Genomic DNA, 16,257 nt, shown 5'->3' on the forward strand with positions numbered 1-16,257 from the left:
CCATGAACAGCGACGACGCCGAGCTTCTCATCTCCGGCCTTCAGCATCTTACTTTCTGCGAGAAGCAGTGGGCGCTGATACATCTTGAGGGGCTCTGGGAGGAGAACGTGCTCACGGCGGAGGGCTCGCACCTTCACGAGCGGGTGCATAAAATCGGGAGAGAGAGCCGCGGCGAGGTAAAGCTCGCGACAGGGCTTGAACTCAGCTCCGCGAGGCTCGGGCTGTACGGCGTCGCGGACATGGTCGAGTTCCGTCACGACGAGGAGCGCGGCGTCCGCGTCGCGGCCTTCGGCGGGCGGCGCAGGTGGCTGCCCTACCCCGTCGAGTACAAACACGGGCGCAAACGTCCGGACACGGCCGACGAGATGCAGCTCTGCGCGCAGGCCGTCTGCCTTGAAGAAATGCTCGGCGTCGAGATACCTTCGGGCGCGGTCTACTACGGCGAGCCTAAACGCCGCACGGAAATAGAGCTTACGCCGGCGCTGCGCGCGAAGCTCGAGGAAAAATGCGCGCGCGCCCGCGCGATCATGAGCGGCGAGGCCGCGCCTGAATATAACGTGGGCAAACACTGCAAAAGCTGCTCGATGAACAAATTCTGCATGCCGGAGAAGACGGGCGGCCGCGACCGTTCAGCGCGCTACGTCGCCGGGCTCTTCCGGCTGCTTTCCGAAAATACCGGCGACGAGGAGGGCGGACTATGAGACGTATGCTCAACAGCCTGTTCATAACGACGCAGGGCGCGTGGCTCTCGCTGCGCAACGGCAACATAGTCGTAAACGTTGACGGCGAAGAAAAGGCTTCGTTTCCCGCGATAAACTTCGGCTCCATACTCTGCTTCGGCCGCGTCAACGCGACGCCGCCGCTCATGGGCTTCTGCGCGGACAACGGGGTGTCTCTGTCGTTTTTCAAGGAAAACGGGCGCTTTCTCGCGCGCGTGCAGGGGCCAGTCCACGGCAACGTGCTGCTGCGTCGCGCGCAGTACAGGCTGGCGGACGACGAGAAGGCGTCCGCGGAAATCGCGCGCGACGTGCTGATCGGCAAACTGGCGAACACGCGTACAGTCCTCCGGCGCTTTCTGCGCGACCATCCGCAGGAAGGAGAGGCGGCAGAAAAATTCCGCTCCGCGCTCTCCGTGACGGAGGCGCTCGCGCCGCAGCTCAAAGCCGCAAAAGATACGGAAGAGCTGCGCGGCTACGAAGGCACGGCGGCGCGCGCATACTTCGACGCCTTCGACGGAATGATCCTGCATCAGAAAGAACACTTCAAATTCACGGAACGCACGCGCCGCCCGCCGCGCGACGCGGTCAACGCGATGCTCTCGTACATATATTCGATACTTGCGAGCGAGGCCGCCTCGGCGCTCGAAGGCGCAGGCCTCGACCCCGCCGTGGGATTCCTGCACAAGGACAGGCCCGGCCGCCCGAGCCTCGCGCTCGACCTAATGGAAGAATTCCGCACATGGCTCGCGGACAGGCTCGTCCTGTCGATGATAAACATGAAACAGGTGAAGCCCGAGGATTTCAGGACGAGCGAAAGCGGCGCGGTGGAAATGGACGGCGGCGCGAAGAAAAAGCTGATAGCCGAATGGCAGTCGCGCAAGCAGGACGAAATAACACACCCGTACACAGGCGAGAAAATGCCGATAGGCATGGTCCCGCACATGCAGGCGATGCTCCTCGCGCGGCGCATACGCGGCGACATGAGGGAATATCCGCCCTTCGTCTGGAAATAGGAGGCGTGCAAAATGCTTGTTGTGGTAAGCTACGACGTGAACACGCAGAGCGAAGGCGGACAGAAGCGGCTGCGCCGCGTCGCGAAGCTCTGCGAAAAGTACGGCCAGCGCGTGCAGTTCTCCGTCTTTGAATGCCTCGTAGACCCGGTGCAGTGGACGGAGCTGAAATTTCAGCTCGAAAAAATGATAGACAAAGAGACGGACAGTCTGCGCTACTACTTCCTCGGCGCGAACTGGAAGAAGCGCGTAGAACACTGCGGCGCGAAAGAGCCCTACGACCCGCAGGGCGTGCTGATATTGTAAAATCAAGATAGCGAAAAGCCGCCCGCTTTAGCGGGCGTGAGTTGAAACCGAGAGGGAAACGGGCGAAGCATAAGGATATGGCTCGACCATATTTTGAAGACTGAGCTGAAAAAGGTCGTCGATTGGAGCCGCGTAGACAAGGACGATTATCTGCTAGCTATGGAACGCAGTCCTATAAAGGACGTGGAAATCAAGGCGCTGCTCAAAGCCGCGCTGACGGACAAAATCGACGACAGAGATACGTACATGAAGGGCGTGGACGCAAGCTACAGCTACGAAGGGTACGGCGTCTACAAAACGCGCGATTTGAGCGGAAACCGGTAAAGTTCGCCGCCGCGCGCGGCGTGAGTTGAAACTGCGGACACGGGAGGCAGGTCGTGAAGTAATCGTGTCGCCCGAAATTTTCGGACGTGAGTTGAAACTTGTCGCGGAATCACTCGTTCCATATCAGGTTGTATACCGCCGGTGCGTTTGCCTGCCGGCGCGGATTGAAACGGCTAACAGGAACAATGGGCCGATTATCGTTATTTTCTATTAAAGATGCGAAAAGGCGCGGCGTTCAGGCCGCGCCTTCAATTCGTCGGTGTTTCGCAGTTTTCCCGCCGCTTCCCTACTCCTCCTGCGGGTCGTACAGGCAGTACAGAGACTGCGTGCCTTTGTTTTCGTAGCCGCCTTCGGCGAGTTCTTCGTAGAGCTCGCGCGTGAGGGTGAGGGCTGGGAGGTCTAGTTCCATCGCGTCGGCGGCTTCTTCGGCCAGTTTCATGTCTTTGATGTAGTGTTTGACGAAGAAGCCCGGCTCGAAGTCGCCTTTGAGGATACGCGGGCCGTAGTTGGCGAGGCTCCACGTCGCCGCCGAGCCGCCGCCTACCGCTTCGATGAATTCTTTGAGGTCGAGGCCGCACGATTTCGCGAAGGCGAGCGCTTCGCACATTCCGGTCATCGTTCCGGCTATGACTATCTGGTTGCCGAGTTTCGCGTTCTGTCCGTCGCCCGCGCCGCCCATTAGTTTTATCGTGCGGCCCATCTCTTTGAAGTAGGGCAGCGCCTTTTCAAAATCTTCTTTGTCGCCGCCTGCGAATATGGTGAGCGTAGCTTCGCGCGCGCCTTTGTCGCCGCCTGTTACGGGCGCGTCGAGTATGCCGAGGCCGCGTTTTTTGCCGGCGGCGTAGATTTTGCGCGCAAGGCTCGGGCTCGAGGTCGTCATGTCGATGAGCAGAGCGCCCTCTTTCGCGTTTTCGACGAGGCCGTTTTTGCCGAGGTAGGTTTCTTCCACGTCTTTTGGAAAGCCGACCATCGTGAAAACGACGTCGCATTTCTTCGCTATCTCGGCGGGCGAGTCTTCCCATATCGCGCCGCGCGAGACTAGTTCGTCCGTCTTGGACTTTGTGCGGTTGTAGACGTGAAGCTCCCAGCCCGCGTCGAGCAGGTGTCCCGCCATGCTGTGGCCCATGACGCCTATTCCTATGAATCCGAGTATTTTTTTGTCAGCCATTTATATCACTCCGTTTTTAAGATTGTTTCCGTCGATAGAGTTTCGCCCCGGCGCATGCGGACGTTTACGACCGGCGGGCGCATTTCGATGCCGTGTTCGGCGTAAGCTCCGGGGATCGCGTCTATTATGTCGAAATAGAGCTCCCAGTAGTCGTCGGTCCTGCACCATACGCGCACGGCGTATTCGACCTGTTCTTCGTAGGCGCGCACGCGGATGAACGGCTCCGGCTCTTTCAGCACTTTCGGGAATTTCGCCACGGCGGAGCGAAGCGCCGCCTTGACGGTCTCCGCGGGATAGGCGTAGTCGGCCTTGAATATCAGGTCTACGCGCCTGTTTTCCTGCTCCGTGTAGTTGATTATCTTCGAGGTGGACACTTCGTTGTTCGGGATGTATATCACGCGGCGGTCGAAGGTCGTGAGCTGCGTGTTCATGAAGCCTATCTCGCTGACCGTGCCGCTCACGCCGCCGACTTCCACGTAGTCGCCGACTTTGAACGGCTTGACGGAGAGCAGCATCAGACCGCACGAGACGCTTGATAGCACGCTTTGGAGCGAGAGGGATATCGCGAGGCCCGCGACGCTCAGCAGCGCGACGAGCGACGTTATCGGCACGCCGAGCACGCCGGCTACAGTGACGAAAAGGACGAAGTAGAGCACGAGGCGCGTCGAGGCCAGGATGAAGCGGTGGAGCGTCTGGTCTATCGACGATTTGGCGAGAGCCTTCGCCGCGGCCGCCATGACGAGGCGTATGATGACGAGTCCCGCGGCGAGGAACAGGATTGCCGGCAGCAGCGACGCGAGCGTGACTTTTTCGAGCATCATGGAGAGTCCGTCAAAGTTGAAATTCACAGCCGCATCCCCTTTCCGTCAAAGCCGCGCGGACGCGCGGCGTTTTCCGGTTTCATTCTATATTCTGGGCTGGGCTTTTGCAATGAGCGCACACTAAAAAGCCCGTCCAACAACTTGGACGGGCTGGAATATCTGGCTCCCCGACGAGGACTCGAACCTCGAACCTAGTGATTAACAGTCACCCGCGCTGCCGATTGCGCCATCGGGGAATAACCGCCGAAAATCTCAACAGGGGATATTATAGCACGCTTTCCTGTTTTGACAAGCCTTTTTTGCCGCGCCTGTTTATCCGGCCTTTTTTGTTACCGGCCGCAGCTTTCGCAGTAGCGTATTATCGTCTCTACCGCGCCGTCTACGCCGCACTTGTCGGTGCAGATGCAGAGGTCGTAGTCCTCCATGCGTCCCCATTTGCGGTCGGTGTAGAACTCGTGGTACTTGGCGCGCTTTTTGTCTACGTCGATGATGCGCTTGCGTATCTCGTCCTTCGTGAAGTCGAGCCCTTCGGGCACCATCGCCATTTTTCTCTTGACGCGCTCTTCGAGGCTCGCGTAGATGAAGCAGTTTATCGGGTTCATGTTGCGCAGGATGTAGTCCGCGCACCGGCCTATGACGACGCACGGGCCGCGCTCCGCGAGGCTGCGTATGAGCTTCGACTGCCCTTTGTAGATGAGGTCGGAGGGCAGGTCCTGATAGAATACCGGCATGGCGAAGCCCGGCATGACTGGGCATATCGGCGGCGAGCATTTCTCCTCGTGCGCTTCGATGAAACTCGCGTCGTATTTTCCGTCCTTTGCCAGGAGGTCTACGAGCTCCTTGTCGTAGAACTTCACGCCGAGGCGCTTCGCGAGCTTGACGCCTATCTCGTGTCCGCCGCTCCCGAACTGGCGGCTGATCGTTATTATCCGGCTGCTCATGCCATCACGTCCTTTCGCTTTACTTTATCAGTATTATACCGTCATTGAAGCCGCAGCGCGCGGGCGATTTGACGCAAAAAACGCGAATGTGCGGAGGCCGTTCGCTAACCGCGTCTTGTAAGCTCTCCGCCGCGGTGATAGACTAAAGGCATTTCATGAGATCCGGGTGAGACGGTATGATATATCTGAAGGAGGCCAACCTCGAGGACGCCGCTAAGGAGTACGCCTTTATCCGCGAACTGCCGCCGTGCGAGAACGGCTTTACGAATTTCTGCTTCGGCATGTCGGAGGAGGAATTTACCGCGCGCGCTCTGCCGCGGATGATGGATTTCGCGCGCGGAGCCGGGCTGCCCGTGGGGTATGTGCCGGAGACGAATCTTTTTCTATGGGAAGACGGCGAGGTCGTCGGCCTTTTCCGCCTGCGCCACGCGCTTACGGAATGGCTGCGCGTCGGCGCGGGGCATATCGGCTACGCGATAGCGAAGCCGCACCGCGGGCGCGGCCTCGCGACGCGCGGGCTGGCTCTCGCGCTCGAATACGCGCGCGGCGTCGTGCGCGAGGACGAGATATACATGTCCGTCAGCAGGACGAACGCCGCGTCGCTGCGCGCGCAGCAGAAGAACGGCGCGTATATCCACCACTCAGACGGCGAGTGGCACTATACGCGCATAAAGCTTTCGTAGAACGCGGGCCGGACGCCCCCGTCCGCGGCCAGCGCGATACGCCGTCAGGCGTAGATATTTTTGCCGAACAGATAAGCCTCTTCGAGGTGGTCCGTTTTGTCGATCTGCGGGGCGCCGTTCGTGTCGCCGCAGCCTCCGGCGAGCAGCGTCCCCATGTCACGGAAGCCTATGTAGTTTACGACCGCGAGGCGGTAGTACGATACTGCGGCCTCGAAAGTCCAGAAAAAGTCGTCCGCGGCGGTCATCAGCAGCGCACAGTCTTTCTCGGGATATTTCTCGTATCTTCCGAACGGCGGTGCCGGGTCGTACCGCGCGACGCAGTAGAACCTCTCGATGAACGCCTTGAGCCGCGCCGTTATCGTCCAGAAATAGAGCGGCGACGCGAACGCGAGCAGGTCAGCCTCCGTCATCTTCGGAACGATGGAGTTGAAGGCGTCCTTCTGCACGCACGGTTTGCCGTAGCGGCACATGTTGCAGCCTATGCAGCCCTTCACCTCGTTTTTTATCAGAGAGATTATCTCGACCTCGTGTCCCGCATCGCGCGCGCCGCGGGCGAAGCTCTCGACGAGCTGCGCCGTGTTGCCGCGCGGACGTCCGCCTCCCTGGATAACCAGAATTTTTTTCATTTCTTCCCCTCCGTGCAACTTTTCCCAAGCGCGGGCAATGTCCCGCACGGCCGGTATTATGACGCCGCCGTATAAAAAATATATAAAAGAAGGGCCGGAACGCGGCGCGTCCCGGCCTCCGATATTTTTTAGCTTTCCGCGTTATCTGCGGATCAGCAGCACCGTGAGGTCGTTGACGTTCGTTCCGGTCGGGCCGGTGATTATGAGGCCTCCGCATTCTTTGAGCGCGTGGTAGGCGTCGTTGCCGGCGAGCACCGCCGTCACGTCGATCCCCTTTTCGCGCAGGACGGACATAGTTTCGCCGTCGCAGTAGCCGCCGGCCGCGTCGGTCGGGCCGTCTGTGCCGTCGGAGCCGACGGAGAATACCGCCGCGTCTTTGAGGCCGTCGAGCAGAGGGGCCGCCGCGAGCGCTATTTCCTGGTTGCGTCCGCCGAGCCCCTTGCCGGTGAGGTGGACGACGGTCTCGCCGCCCGCGATATAGGCGAGCGATTTTTCCGAGTCTTTATGCGTGCGCGCTATCGCGCCGAGGAAGCTGCCAGCGTCGCGCGCGGTGCAGCAAAGTTCGGCGGTAAGGACGATAGGCTCGTAGCCGAGAGCCGAGCAGACTTTTTCCGCCGCGGCGCAGAGCTGGCGCACGCTGCCCGTGATCTGCGTCTCGACGTTGTCGAGGCTCTTCGGCGTCTCCTGCGAGAGAAGTTTCTGCGCGTTTTCGGAAAGTTTAAGGCCGTAGCGCTTCACTATCGCCTGCGCCTGCCCGCAGGTCGAGCCGTCGGGGTAGGCCGGGCCCGAGGCTATCATGTCGAGAGGATCTCCGATGATGTCCGAGAGGACGACGGAGAAAACTTTCGCCGGCGCGCAGAGCTGAGCGAAACGTCCGCCCTTGACCGCCGAGAGGCGCTTGCGCAGCGTGTTCATCTCGACGATGTTCGCGCCGCAGGCGAGGAGCTGCTTCGTTATATCCTCAAGCTCTTCCGCCGGGATGAGCGGCTTCTCGAAAAGCGCCGAGCCGCCGCCGGAGAGCAGGAAGAGCACCGTGTCCTCCGCCGTCAGCCCCTCCACGAGCTTTATCGCCTCGGCGGTCGCGGCGAATGAGTTCGCGTCGGGGACGGGATGGCCCGCTTCGAATATGCGCGTGTGCGGAAGCTCTCCTTTTGAGTGCCCGTACTTCGTTATGACCACGCCGTCGTCTATCCTGTCGCCGAGTATCGCGCATGCGGTGCTCGCCATCTGCCACGCCGCCTTGCCGACGGCGACCATGACGAGGCGGCCGGCGCCGAACTCGCGTCCTTCCAGCGCCTTCGCGACCGCCGTGTCGGGCAGCGCCGCGCGCAGCGCTTCGGCTATGATTTTATCCGCGTCTTCTCTGATTCTGCTCATTTTGAAAAATGCGTCTCCCTTCGTAAAATCCGCGTGAGCGGCATAAATTTCCATCAGAATTATAAAATAAAAAAGCCGTCCGAAGCGGACGGCCCGTTGTAAATACATTGTAAATTTTGCCGATTTCACCTAGACGAGGAACAGCGAAATTATGTAGATGATCACGATGAGCGTGATGCCCATGACTGCGGTCATGCCGGTCTGGCAGCGGTAGGCGTCGCTCGGCTTCATGTCGGAGAACTGCGAGACGACCCAGAAGTAGGAGTCGTTCGCGTGCGAAGCGACCATCGAGCCCGCGCCTATCGCCATGACTACGAGGACGCGCCCGAGCGGGCTGCCGTAGCCCATCGTCTCGATGAGCGGGGCCATCATGGCGGAGACGGTTATCATGGCGACGGTCGAAGCGCCCATCGCGAGCTTCATTATCATAGCGATGAGGAACGGCACTATGACGCCGAGTCCGGAGGCGAGCAGGCCGGTGGTGGCGTCCGCTATCGGCAGCAGGCTCAGTATCGCGCCGAAGGAACCGCCAGCGCCCGTGATGGCGATTATCGCGGCGGAGTCGCTGACGCCCTGCGTGACCCATTTGAGAGTGTTCTGCTTTTCGCTCTTCGGAATGAGCGTCATTGCGAGGAATACGCCGAGCATGAGCGCGACGACCGGGTTGCCTATAAAGTTGAAGAACTTGAAGGCGAAGCCCTCGCCGAGCGGGCGGCTCGGGAAGGAGACTACAGAGGCGACGCCTATGAGGATTATCGGAAGGAATATCGGCGAGAAGCTGTGAAGCACTCCCGGAAGCTTCCCGTATTTTTTGATGAGCTCTTCCATCGTGTACTCAGAGTTCGCCGGGATGTCTACCTTGCTGGATATTTTGCTCGCATATAGAATCGCTACCGCCACCGCGGGGACGGAGAGGATAAGGCCGACGATTATCGTGAGGCCGAGGTCCGCTCCGAGCGTGCCCGCCATCGCTATCGGTCCCGGCGTCGGCGGGACGAGGCAGTGGGTGGCGTAAAGGCCGCCGGAGAGCGCTGTCGCCATGACGGCGAGGGACTTGTTGCTCTGCTGGGCGAGAGCGCGGCTGATTGGCGAGAGGACGACGAAGCCCGAGTCGCAGAAGACAGGAATGCCAGTCACATAGCCCATAGCGCCCATCGTGAGTACGCTGCGTTTTTTGCCGACGACGTTCAGTATGCTGTTCGCCATCGTGAGGGCCGCGCCGGTCTTCTCAAGGATCGTACCGATTATCGTTCCGCAGAGGATGACGATACCGATGTTCGCCAGGATGCTGCCGAAGCCGCTCTTGACGGTGTTGATTACCTTCACCGCGTCGAAGCCGCAGACGAGCCCCATCGCTATAGCGATGACGACCATCACTATAAACGGATGGATGTTGAACTTGGAGATGGCGATTATCATCGCCACCACGGCGATAAAAATAACGCCGAACATGAATAACGCTGACATGTTGCTCTTCCTCCCTGTTGGGTTAAATTAAAGGCGTTCGCAGCCTTAACTGCCTGTGATATAAAATGCAGAGACGCAGCAGATATTCGCGCTCGAACGAGCCGGCGAGTCCCGGGCAGCACGCCTCCCATAGACGCTTCATGCGGTACTGGAGCGTGTTCTTGTGGACGTGCAGAGCCTCGGCGGCCTTCGTTACGCTGCCGCCGTGGCCGTAGTACGCCTCTGCGGTCGAAAGCATAGTCTCAAGCTCCCGTCCGCTGAAGCTGTCGCACAGCTCGCGGTACATCCTGCCGACGAACTCTTCTTCGCGCTTCGCCGTGCGCCGCATGAGATACGAAAAACGGCAGCCCGCCTCAGTTATGTCGAATACCCCGCTCTCCCCCGCCTCGCCTAGCGTCAGCGCCTCGCCGCCCGACGAACGCGCATCCTCCGCCGAGGCGCAGAGATGCCCGGCGCACAGCCGCACAGGCGCGGCGCAGGCGTCCTCCGCGCACGAAAGCGCGCGGGACAGATAATTCCGGCAGTCGCCGGCGCAGCTCTTAAGCACCAGCAGCCTGTCGTCGAGCACGGCCCATACGTCGCGCTCCGGATCTATGAACCGCTGCGACTGCAGCTCCTCCGCCGCGCGGCTCAGAAGCTGCTGGCGCGTCAGCGAATCCGCCGCCCCGTCTACCGAAAAAGCGAGCATCCTCACAGGAAACGCGAGCTTGAGATTCAGCGCCCCGGCGAGCTCCGCGAGGCGCTCTCCGCCGCCCGCCGAGAGATTCATCAGAATCCGTATATAGTCCGAGCGAAGGCCGTCCGATATACGGCTCTGCCGCTCTATGGCCTTCTGGCGGAAAAACTGCTCCGTATAGGCCTGGAGGATATAGGCGCTGTCGCGCACCTCCTCCGGCACACCGTAGACGCCGACGACGGCCATCAGATGGTTGTCGCTGAACACCGGAAGGTTGTACCCCTCCCGCGCGCCCGGATAGCGCGGCACATCCGCCTTCTCGATCGCGACGGGGCGGCCCGTGCGGACGACCTCGCGCGCGCCCTCGTGCGTCGTGCCGATGCGCTGCGCGTCGGTCGAAGCGACGATGACGCCGGAAGTGTCCATAATGTTCACGATACGTCCGCGCAGCAGCCTAGACGCGGTGTGGACGAGGTCGCGCGCTATCTCGCCGAAACGCATTTCGCCGTCAGCGGATCGCTATGCGGTCCCCAGCCGCCATGTGGCAGGCAGCCACGTCTCCCGCGGACTTCAGATACGCCTCAGCCGCCGCACCGGAGCAGTGGCTCAGCCCGAGCACCGAAAGCCCCATCGCGCGCAGCTCCGATACGGTCTCCGCAATACGGGCGCCGTCCGCCTCGACGAGATGCGTGCCGCCGAAAACGGCGTATATCGGGCGGGCGAGAGATTCGTGGACCTTCGCCGCCATATTGAGAATACCGGGGTGAGAGCATCCGGCCAGCACGACGAGGCCGCGCTCCGTATCCATGGCGAGGCATATCTCGTCCGAAAAATCGTCCGGCACGCACTCCGGCGGCTCGCCCTTCACGAACCGCTCCGGAATCGTCTCAAACTTATGGGTACGCGGGAAATCGCCGACGAGCCAGCAGCCGTCCGCGACCTCGAGCAGTCCGGAGCAGACGCGATGCTCCACACCGTGCGCGGCAAGAAAATCCTCGCCGAAGCCGGCGGAAAGATCCGTGTACTTGATGCCGTTGAGAGCGTACTTACGCTCCCAAAACCCAGGCCCGGTATAAAGCAGCCTGCCGCCGCAGCCAGCCTCCGCCATGTCGCGGAAACCCGCGGCGTGATCGTAATGGCTGTGCGAACAGACGGTGAAATCCGCGCAGGAAAGATCGACCCCAAGCCTGTGCGCGTTGGCAAGCGTGGCCGCGCCCTGCCCGCAGTCGAAAAGAAAACGGCGTCCGCCGGCCTCGACCCAGTACGAAAGACCGTGCTCCGCGCTCAGCGCCTTATTCTCCGAGGCAACGTTGTCCATAAGAGTAAGAACCTTAATCAACAGAAATGCGCCTCCGTAAAATTAACGAAAAAATCATCAAAACTTCCAAACTGCCTATCATTCTAGCACCGAAAGCCGCGCGGTTCATTGTGACGCATACCAATAATCGCAGCCAGCACGGCGCGGCTTTTTGTACTACACGAAGAAAAAAATCGACGCGGGCACGCGCGCCCCCTTTCCAACGGAACGGCGCGGCTGTATATTAAAAGACGGTTTTTACTGACGATTCACGCTTGGAGGGATTACTAATGATATTCTTCTTCGGCAAAAGCCGCGCCGTATTCTACACCGGCATGGCCGCGACCGCGGCCCTGGCCGTGGCCGTGGCGTTCCGGCGCGCTGACGGCCCAGTGTGGCTCTTCGTCCTCACGGTGGCGCTCGTCGCGCTCGTCGGCAGCGCCGTCACGTCGCTCGCCGCGAACGTGGCCGCCGCCTCCTGCGAGAGCGCGGCGCTCGCGAAGCTCCACATAGACCTCGAACCGGAGGAATTCATCGGCATATACGAGAAACCCGCGCGCGCCCAAAAGCACGGAAGCGCGCAGCGCACGGTCGGAATGGCGAGCCTCGCCGACGGCCTGTGCGCCGCCGGAAACTGGCGCGCCGCGCTGAAAGCGCTTGAAGAGCCGGGAGAATCCGTGCCGCAGCCGAAGCGCGCGCCGCTCGACGCGCTCGTCAAAAGAAACAGATGCCGCTGCCTGCTGTGGGGAAGGCAGCATAAAGAAGCGCGCCGGGCCCTCGAGTCCTTCAAGGCCCTGCTCGATACGCTGAAGACCAGCAACCCGAAGCTCGCGGAGAACTTCGGCGCGGACGCGAAACTGTACGAGACGTGGCTAGCGCTGCTCGAAGGCAAGACGGCGGACGCCGCCGCGCTCGAGGAGACGATGAAGCGCACGCCGACGAAGCTCGCAAAATTCGACCTGTGCGAGATGCTCATACTGAACGCGCGAAACGCGCACGACACGGCAGCCGAGGAACGCTTCTCAAGAATGTTCGCCGAAGAAGGCGGAAACCTGGCGAGAGCGAAGGAGCTGCGGAAGAGATACGCATAAGGCGTCAGCCGGCAAAAGACGCTGCGGAGGAAAGAACCGCGTTCCCACGCGCCCGATAGGCGTTTGCCCACCCATGCCCCACTATGGACACGACTTGTCCCGTCCCCAGAGCCAAAAGCCGTACCGAGGTTTCAACTCACGCGTCCCGCGGGGGACGCGACGAGTTCTCTCGCTCATGGGAGGCCGACAATGCCGGTTTCAACTCACGCGTCCCGCGGGGGACGCGACGGGCGCATGAAGGAGTGTGAGACATGGCACAGCCGTTTCAACTCACGCGTCCCGCGGGGGACGCGACTTCTCCTAGGGCATAACAAGCGTTCACTTTCCAGTTTCAACTCACGCGTCCCGCGGGGGACGCGACTATTTTCGAGCGTGATTTGGAGTGGGGTATCAAGTTTCAACTCACGCGTCCCGCGGGGGACGCGACGAGAAGCAGATAAAATGGGCGGCGGAAATCCGAGGTTTCAACTCACGCGTCCCGCGGGGGACGCGACGCAACGGTATGGTCTGCGATATACCAACCTAGCGTTTCAACTCACGCGTCCCGCGGGGGACGCGACGCGCAAGGCAGCCGAGGCCGAGAGCGGTGCACTGTTTCAACTCACGCGTCCCGCGGGGGACGCGACACGATAGTCACGGTCATCCCCGGCTGGGACACCGTGTTTCAACTCACGCGTCCCGCGGGGGACGCGACTTTGGCGCTTTCGGGGTTCCATAGCTGCATTCCGTTTCAACTCACGCGTCCCGCGGGGGACGCGACGCAAAGACGAAAACGTGCCCGACGACACGCCAGAGTTTCAACTCACGCGTCCCGCGGGGGACGCGACGGCGCAGTTGAGCGCGACTGACGGTTCAAGGCCGTTTCAACTCACGCGTCCCGCGGGGGACGCGACTAGGCATGGGGACGGCAGATTTACGTTATAGAGCTGTTTCAACTCACGCGTCCCGCGGGGGACGCGACAGGCAAGCGATACGGCATTTGGAAAGACAACATCGTTTCAACTCACGCGTCCCGCGGGGGACGCGACATTCTTTCAGCTCTGTAATTTCTTCAAAATGTGGTTTCAACTCACGCGTCCCGCGGGGGACGCGACTTTTAGGGATAAGTCGTACACTATACCTGTATGGTTTCAACTCACGCGTCCCGCGGGGGACGCGACGCCGCGCGAGGTGGAGCGTCAGAAGTTGAATCTGTTTCAACTCACGCGTCCCGCGGGGGACGCGACCAACAGTATATTCAATCTGGACACGATTTTTAGTTTCAACTCACGCGTCCCGCGGGGGACGCGACCCCTTCTCGACGTCATCCGCTCGCTGCCGGAGGAGTTTCAACTCACGCGTCCCGCGGGGGACGCGACGCGACGTCTTCGCGGAGGACTGCTGTTTCTTCGAGGTTTCAACTCACGCGTCCCGCGGGGGACGCGACGGCGAAGGTGCAGGCGTTTGTGGATTATATCTTGGTTTCAACTCACGCGTCCCGCGGGGGACGCGACGTGTAATTTACGCTATGACCGCTACCATCTTGGTTTCAACTCACGCGTCCCGCGGGGGACGCGACTACATAGACCTCTGCGCCTCGGACACGATAGACGAGTTTCAACTCACGCGTCCCGCGGGGGACGCGACTAAGGTATCCGTCCACTGTATGGCTCTTCTGGAAGTTTCAACTCACGCGTCCCGCGGGGGACGCGACGATGCAGCAGCAGAAACGTAAGTTTACAGAATTCAGTTTCAACTCACGCGTCCCGCGGGGGACGCGACCAATCAAAAATCGTAGGGTGATGCGGATGTTTGTTTCAACTCACGCGTCCCGCGGGGGACGCGACAGTATTTACCGTCGAAGAGCTCAAGCGCCAGTACAGTTTCAACTCACGCGTCCCGCGGGGGACGCGACGCAAAAGAAATGAACAGCATGTTTGACTATCGAGTTTCAACTCACGCGTCCCGCGGGGGACGCGACTCCTAGTTATCAGTTGCCCGAAGCCATCCCGGTCGTTTCAACTCACGCGTCCCGCGGGGGACGCGACTTGAAAATCGTAATTGTCATGGCAAAACTGACAGTTTCAACTCACGCGTCCCGCGGGGGACGCGACGCGGCGATATTGTCTTTTTAACTCTTCGACGGTGTTTCAACTCACGCGTCCCGCGGGGGACGCGACGCGGCTAACGGCCTATATGAGCGAGATTACGTCGGTTTCAACTCACGCGTCCCGCGGGGGACGCGACAAAATCAACATGGAGGCGCTGTAAACACTTGTAGTTTCAACTCACGCGTCCCGCGGGGGACGCGACCCAACTCTCCGCACGTGAATTTGATATGATACCGGTTTCAACTCACGCGTCCCGCGGGGGACGCGACGCCGCAGTGCCCCAGTAGTCCGGCCCGCTCTGATGTTTCAACTCACGCGTCCCGCGGGGGACGCGACTAGACGTTGTTGTTCTCATTGTCGGAGGCTCTAAGTTTCAACTCACGCGTCCCGCGGGGGACGCGACCTGGGGATGTGGGTATATAAGCCGTTTGTTTATCGTTTCAACTCACGCGTCCCGCGGGGGACGCGACAACGCAAAAGGATGGAGCATTGACGCCATCGAAGTTTCAACTCACGCGTCCCGCGGGGGACGCGACGGCATTGCGATTAGACACGGTTATAATAACACTTTTTCAGCGTTATTACGCGAAGGCGCTTTATGGCGCTCTGCCGATGCGCGCCGTCTAGGTAAAATTCATGGGAATTCTCGATTTGGAGCGAAGCGCGAAAACCTTGGGATTTTTATGTGAGCTTAGGGTTCGCGCATATGTTTGGCCGCCGCCGTTTCAGCCGCGCGCTTCGGAAGGACGGGCTTGGTAATGGCGGATATTTGGGGCCAGCGCCGCCGCGTTTAGAGTATGACGGCGGGGCTGTTTCTCCACGCAACGGAGCGTTTACCCGCGCCTTTCCGCAGCGGCTTCGTGCGTGCGGCGGCGGGCGGCATGTACCTGTCCGCTAATTCCTCGCCTTGTCTACGAGCATGCGGAATATCTCTGCCTGCACCGCGTCGTCGTCGGCCAGGCATTCCGGATGCCACTGTACGCCGACGGCCCAGCGGTACGCCGGGGCGATGACGGCCTCTACTACGCCGTCGTCTGTTACGGCTGCGGCCTGCAGGCGCTTCGAGAGCCGGCCGATCGCCTGATGGTGCATTGAGTTGACGAGCATGGCTCCTCCATTGCGGCTCGGGAAGAGCCACGGCGAAAGTATTTTTACGTCGTGGACGTAGCCGCGCGTAACGTCCGGACGATTGTGCAGCTTCCACTTTTCGTCAACCGACGGCATGTCCTGTATCAACGCGCCGCCGAGTACGACGTTGAGCAGCTGGCAGCCGCGGCATATCCCGAGCAGCGGCTTGTCGCGCTCGAGCGCGGCGCGGCAGAGCGCCGTCTCGAAGTGATCGCGCGCGAGGTCGGGCGCGTGGCTTCCGGCGTTTTCCTCGCCGTAGAATGATGGCGCGATGTCGTGCCCTCCGGCGAATACGAAGCCGTCAAGCCTTGAGGCTAGCTTCGCCGTCTCGCGTTCGTCCTCCGTCGGCGTGAGCGGCAGCGGCAGGCCGCCGGCGGTGCGCACGGCGCAGATTATCTTTTCGGTGAGGCGCGACAGGAGCCAGAAATATTGCAGTTCCTCGCCGCCCATGTCCTCGAGCTGCATGTCCGCCCAGCGGCGCTGAAACGGCAGGGTCGGGACGCCGATAAGCGGCCGCCTTTTCATCACGCTGC

The 16,257-nt window shown here is 60.8% G+C and carries 14 protein-coding genes, 1 tRNA gene, 1 pseudogene and 1 CRISPR repeat array; of the genes and pseudogenes, 6 read left to right on the forward strand and 10 right to left on the reverse strand.

The annotated features are described in order from the left end of the window. Positions 1-2 precede the first annotated feature (2 nt). From cas4 to B5F39_RS05430, 4 genes and pseudogenes are all read left to right on the forward strand, one after another. Positions 3-701 (forward strand): CRISPR-associated protein Cas4, encoded by a 699-nt coding sequence (cas4, locus tag B5F39_RS05415; protein ID WP_087364743.1) that lies wholly within the window; start codon positions 3-5, stop codon positions 699-701. Next, on the forward strand, positions 698-1,732 hold the full coding sequence (gene cas1c / locus B5F39_RS05420) for a type I-C CRISPR-associated endonuclease Cas1c (RefSeq protein ID WP_087364745.1): 1,035 nt from the start codon (positions 698-700) through the stop codon (positions 1,730-1,732). Before cas4 ends, cas1c begins: the two co-directional genes overlap by 4 nt. A 12-nt stretch (positions 1,733-1,744) precedes the next feature. Next, the gene (gene cas2 / locus B5F39_RS05425; protein WP_087364747.1) at positions 1,745-2,035 is read left to right on the forward strand and encodes a CRISPR-associated endonuclease Cas2; all 291 of its coding nucleotides are present in this window, start codon (positions 1,745-1,747) and stop codon (positions 2,033-2,035) included. Positions 2,036-2,083: 48 nt separating this feature from the next. Continuing rightward, positions 2,084-2,359 (forward strand): annotated as a pseudogene (locus B5F39_RS05430) (cell filamentation protein Fic); the annotation flags it as partial. Between the two features lie 286 nt (positions 2,360-2,645). Here B5F39_RS05430 and B5F39_RS05435 read toward each other — a convergent pair. The 4 genes from B5F39_RS05435 to B5F39_RS05450 form a co-directional block, all read right to left on the reverse strand. Next, positions 2,646-3,527 (reverse strand): NAD(P)-dependent oxidoreductase, encoded by an 882-nt coding sequence (locus B5F39_RS05435; protein ID WP_087364752.1) that lies wholly within the window; start codon positions 3,525-3,527, stop codon positions 2,646-2,648. Positions 3,528-3,532: 5 nt separating this feature from the next. After that, positions 3,533-4,375 (reverse strand): mechanosensitive ion channel family protein, encoded by an 843-nt coding sequence (locus tag B5F39_RS05440; RefSeq protein ID WP_087364754.1) that lies wholly within the window; start codon positions 4,373-4,375, stop codon positions 3,533-3,535. 133 nt (positions 4,376-4,508) lie between these two features. Next, positions 4,509-4,584: transfer RNA gene (locus tag B5F39_RS05445), tRNA-Asn, on the reverse strand. A 93-nt stretch (positions 4,585-4,677) separates the two neighbouring features. Beyond that, the gene (locus B5F39_RS05450) at positions 4,678-5,289 is read right to left on the reverse strand and encodes a cytidylate kinase-like family protein (protein WP_087364756.1); all 612 of its coding nucleotides are present in this window, start codon (positions 5,287-5,289) and stop codon (positions 4,678-4,680) included. A gap of 176 nt (positions 5,290-5,465) precedes the next feature. On the opposite strand from B5F39_RS05450, the gene B5F39_RS05455 reads away from it, so the two are divergent. Beyond that, a complete protein-coding gene (locus tag B5F39_RS05455) occupies positions 5,466-5,972 on the forward strand; it encodes a GNAT family N-acetyltransferase (RefSeq protein WP_087364758.1) in 507 nt (168 codons plus the stop codon). A gap of 44 nt (positions 5,973-6,016) precedes the next feature. On the opposite strand, the gene B5F39_RS05460 is transcribed toward B5F39_RS05455, so the two are convergent. The 5 genes from B5F39_RS05460 to B5F39_RS05480 all read right to left on the reverse strand — a co-directional run bounded on the left by B5F39_RS05460 (position 6,017) and on the right by B5F39_RS05480 (position 11,457). Continuing rightward, entirely contained in the window at positions 6,017-6,598 is a 582-nt protein-coding gene (locus tag B5F39_RS05460; protein WP_087364760.1) for a flavodoxin family protein, read from the reverse strand. Between the two features lie 141 nt (positions 6,599-6,739). After that, positions 6,740-7,975 carry a glycerate kinase gene (locus B5F39_RS05465; protein WP_087364847.1) on the reverse strand — a complete coding sequence of 412 codons (1,236 nt, stop codon included), beginning with the start codon at positions 7,973-7,975 and terminating at the stop codon, positions 6,740-6,742. Between the two features lie 129 nt (positions 7,976-8,104). After that, positions 8,105-9,442, reverse strand: a complete 1,338-nt coding sequence (locus B5F39_RS05470; RefSeq protein WP_087364762.1) for a GntP family permease — start codon at positions 9,440-9,442, stop codon at positions 8,105-8,107. 22 nt (positions 9,443-9,464) lie between these two features. Continuing rightward, positions 9,465-10,619, reverse strand: a complete 1,155-nt coding sequence (locus B5F39_RS05475) for a sugar diacid recognition domain-containing protein (protein WP_087364764.1) — start codon at positions 10,617-10,619, stop codon at positions 9,465-9,467. Between the two features lie 7 nt (positions 10,620-10,626). After that, positions 10,627-11,457, reverse strand: a complete 831-nt coding sequence (locus B5F39_RS05480) for an MBL fold metallo-hydrolase (protein ID WP_143330661.1) — start codon at positions 11,455-11,457, stop codon at positions 10,627-10,629. 248 nt (positions 11,458-11,705) lie between these two features. On the opposite strand from B5F39_RS05480, the gene B5F39_RS05485 reads away from it, so the two are divergent. Then, positions 11,706-12,506, forward strand: a complete 801-nt coding sequence (locus tag B5F39_RS05485) for a hypothetical protein (RefSeq protein WP_087364767.1) — start codon at positions 11,706-11,708, stop codon at positions 12,504-12,506. A gap of 128 nt (positions 12,507-12,634) precedes the next feature. Then, a CRISPR array of direct repeats spans positions 12,635-15,132; the repeat unit is 33 nt; unit sequence GTTTCAACTCACGCGTCCCGCGGGGGACGCGAC. A gap of 358 nt (positions 15,133-15,490) precedes the next feature. Here the strand turns inward: B5F39_RS05485 and B5F39_RS05490 are convergent. Beyond that, positions 15,491-16,249, reverse strand: a complete 759-nt coding sequence (locus tag B5F39_RS05490; RefSeq protein WP_087364770.1) for a gamma-glutamyl-gamma-aminobutyrate hydrolase family protein — start codon at positions 16,247-16,249, stop codon at positions 15,491-15,493. Positions 16,250-16,257: the final 8 nt, after the last annotated feature.

The sequence above is a fragment of the Cloacibacillus sp. An23 genome (genome assembly GCF_002159945.1).
GTDB lineage: Bacteria > Synergistota > Synergistia > Synergistales > Synergistaceae > Caccocola.

Bases quoted from the DNA above. Each gene is read 5' to 3' on its own strand.
- cas4 (WP_087364743.1), top strand. From the start codon at position 3: ATGAACAGCGACGACGCCGAGCTTCTCATCTCCGGCCTTCAGCATCTT.
- cas1c (WP_087364745.1), top strand. From the start codon at position 698: ATGAGACGTATGCTCAACAGCCTGTTCATAACGACGCAGGGCGCGTGG.
- cas2 (WP_087364747.1), top strand. From the start codon at position 1,745: ATGCTTGTTGTGGTAAGCTACGACGTGAACACGCAGAGCGAAGGCGGA.
- B5F39_RS05435 (WP_087364752.1), bottom strand. From the start codon at position 3,527: ATGGCTGACAAAAAAATACTCGGATTCATAGGAATAGGCGTCATGGGC.
- B5F39_RS05450 (WP_087364756.1), bottom strand. From the start codon at position 5,289: ATGAGCAGCCGGATAATAACGATCAGCCGCCAGTTCGGGAGCGGCGGA.
- B5F39_RS05455 (WP_087364758.1), top strand. From the start codon at position 5,466: ATGATATATCTGAAGGAGGCCAACCTCGAGGACGCCGCTAAGGAGTAC.
- B5F39_RS05460 (WP_087364760.1), bottom strand. From the start codon at position 6,598: ATGAAAAAAATTCTGGTTATCCAGGGAGGCGGACGTCCGCGCGGCAAC.
- B5F39_RS05465 (WP_087364847.1), bottom strand. From the start codon at position 7,975: ATGAGCAGAATCAGAGAAGACGCGGATAAAATCATAGCCGAAGCGCTG.
- B5F39_RS05470 (WP_087364762.1), bottom strand. From the start codon at position 9,442: ATGTCAGCGTTATTCATGTTCGGCGTTATTTTTATCGCCGTGGTGGCG.
- B5F39_RS05475 (WP_087364764.1), bottom strand. From the start codon at position 10,619: ATGCGTTTCGGCGAGATAGCGCGCGACCTCGTCCACACCGCGTCTAGG.
- B5F39_RS05485 (WP_087364767.1), top strand. From the start codon at position 11,706: ATGATATTCTTCTTCGGCAAAAGCCGCGCCGTATTCTACACCGGCATG.
- B5F39_RS05490 (WP_087364770.1), bottom strand. From the start codon at position 16,249: ATGAAAAGGCGGCCGCTTATCGGCGTCCCGACCCTGCCGTTTCAGCGC.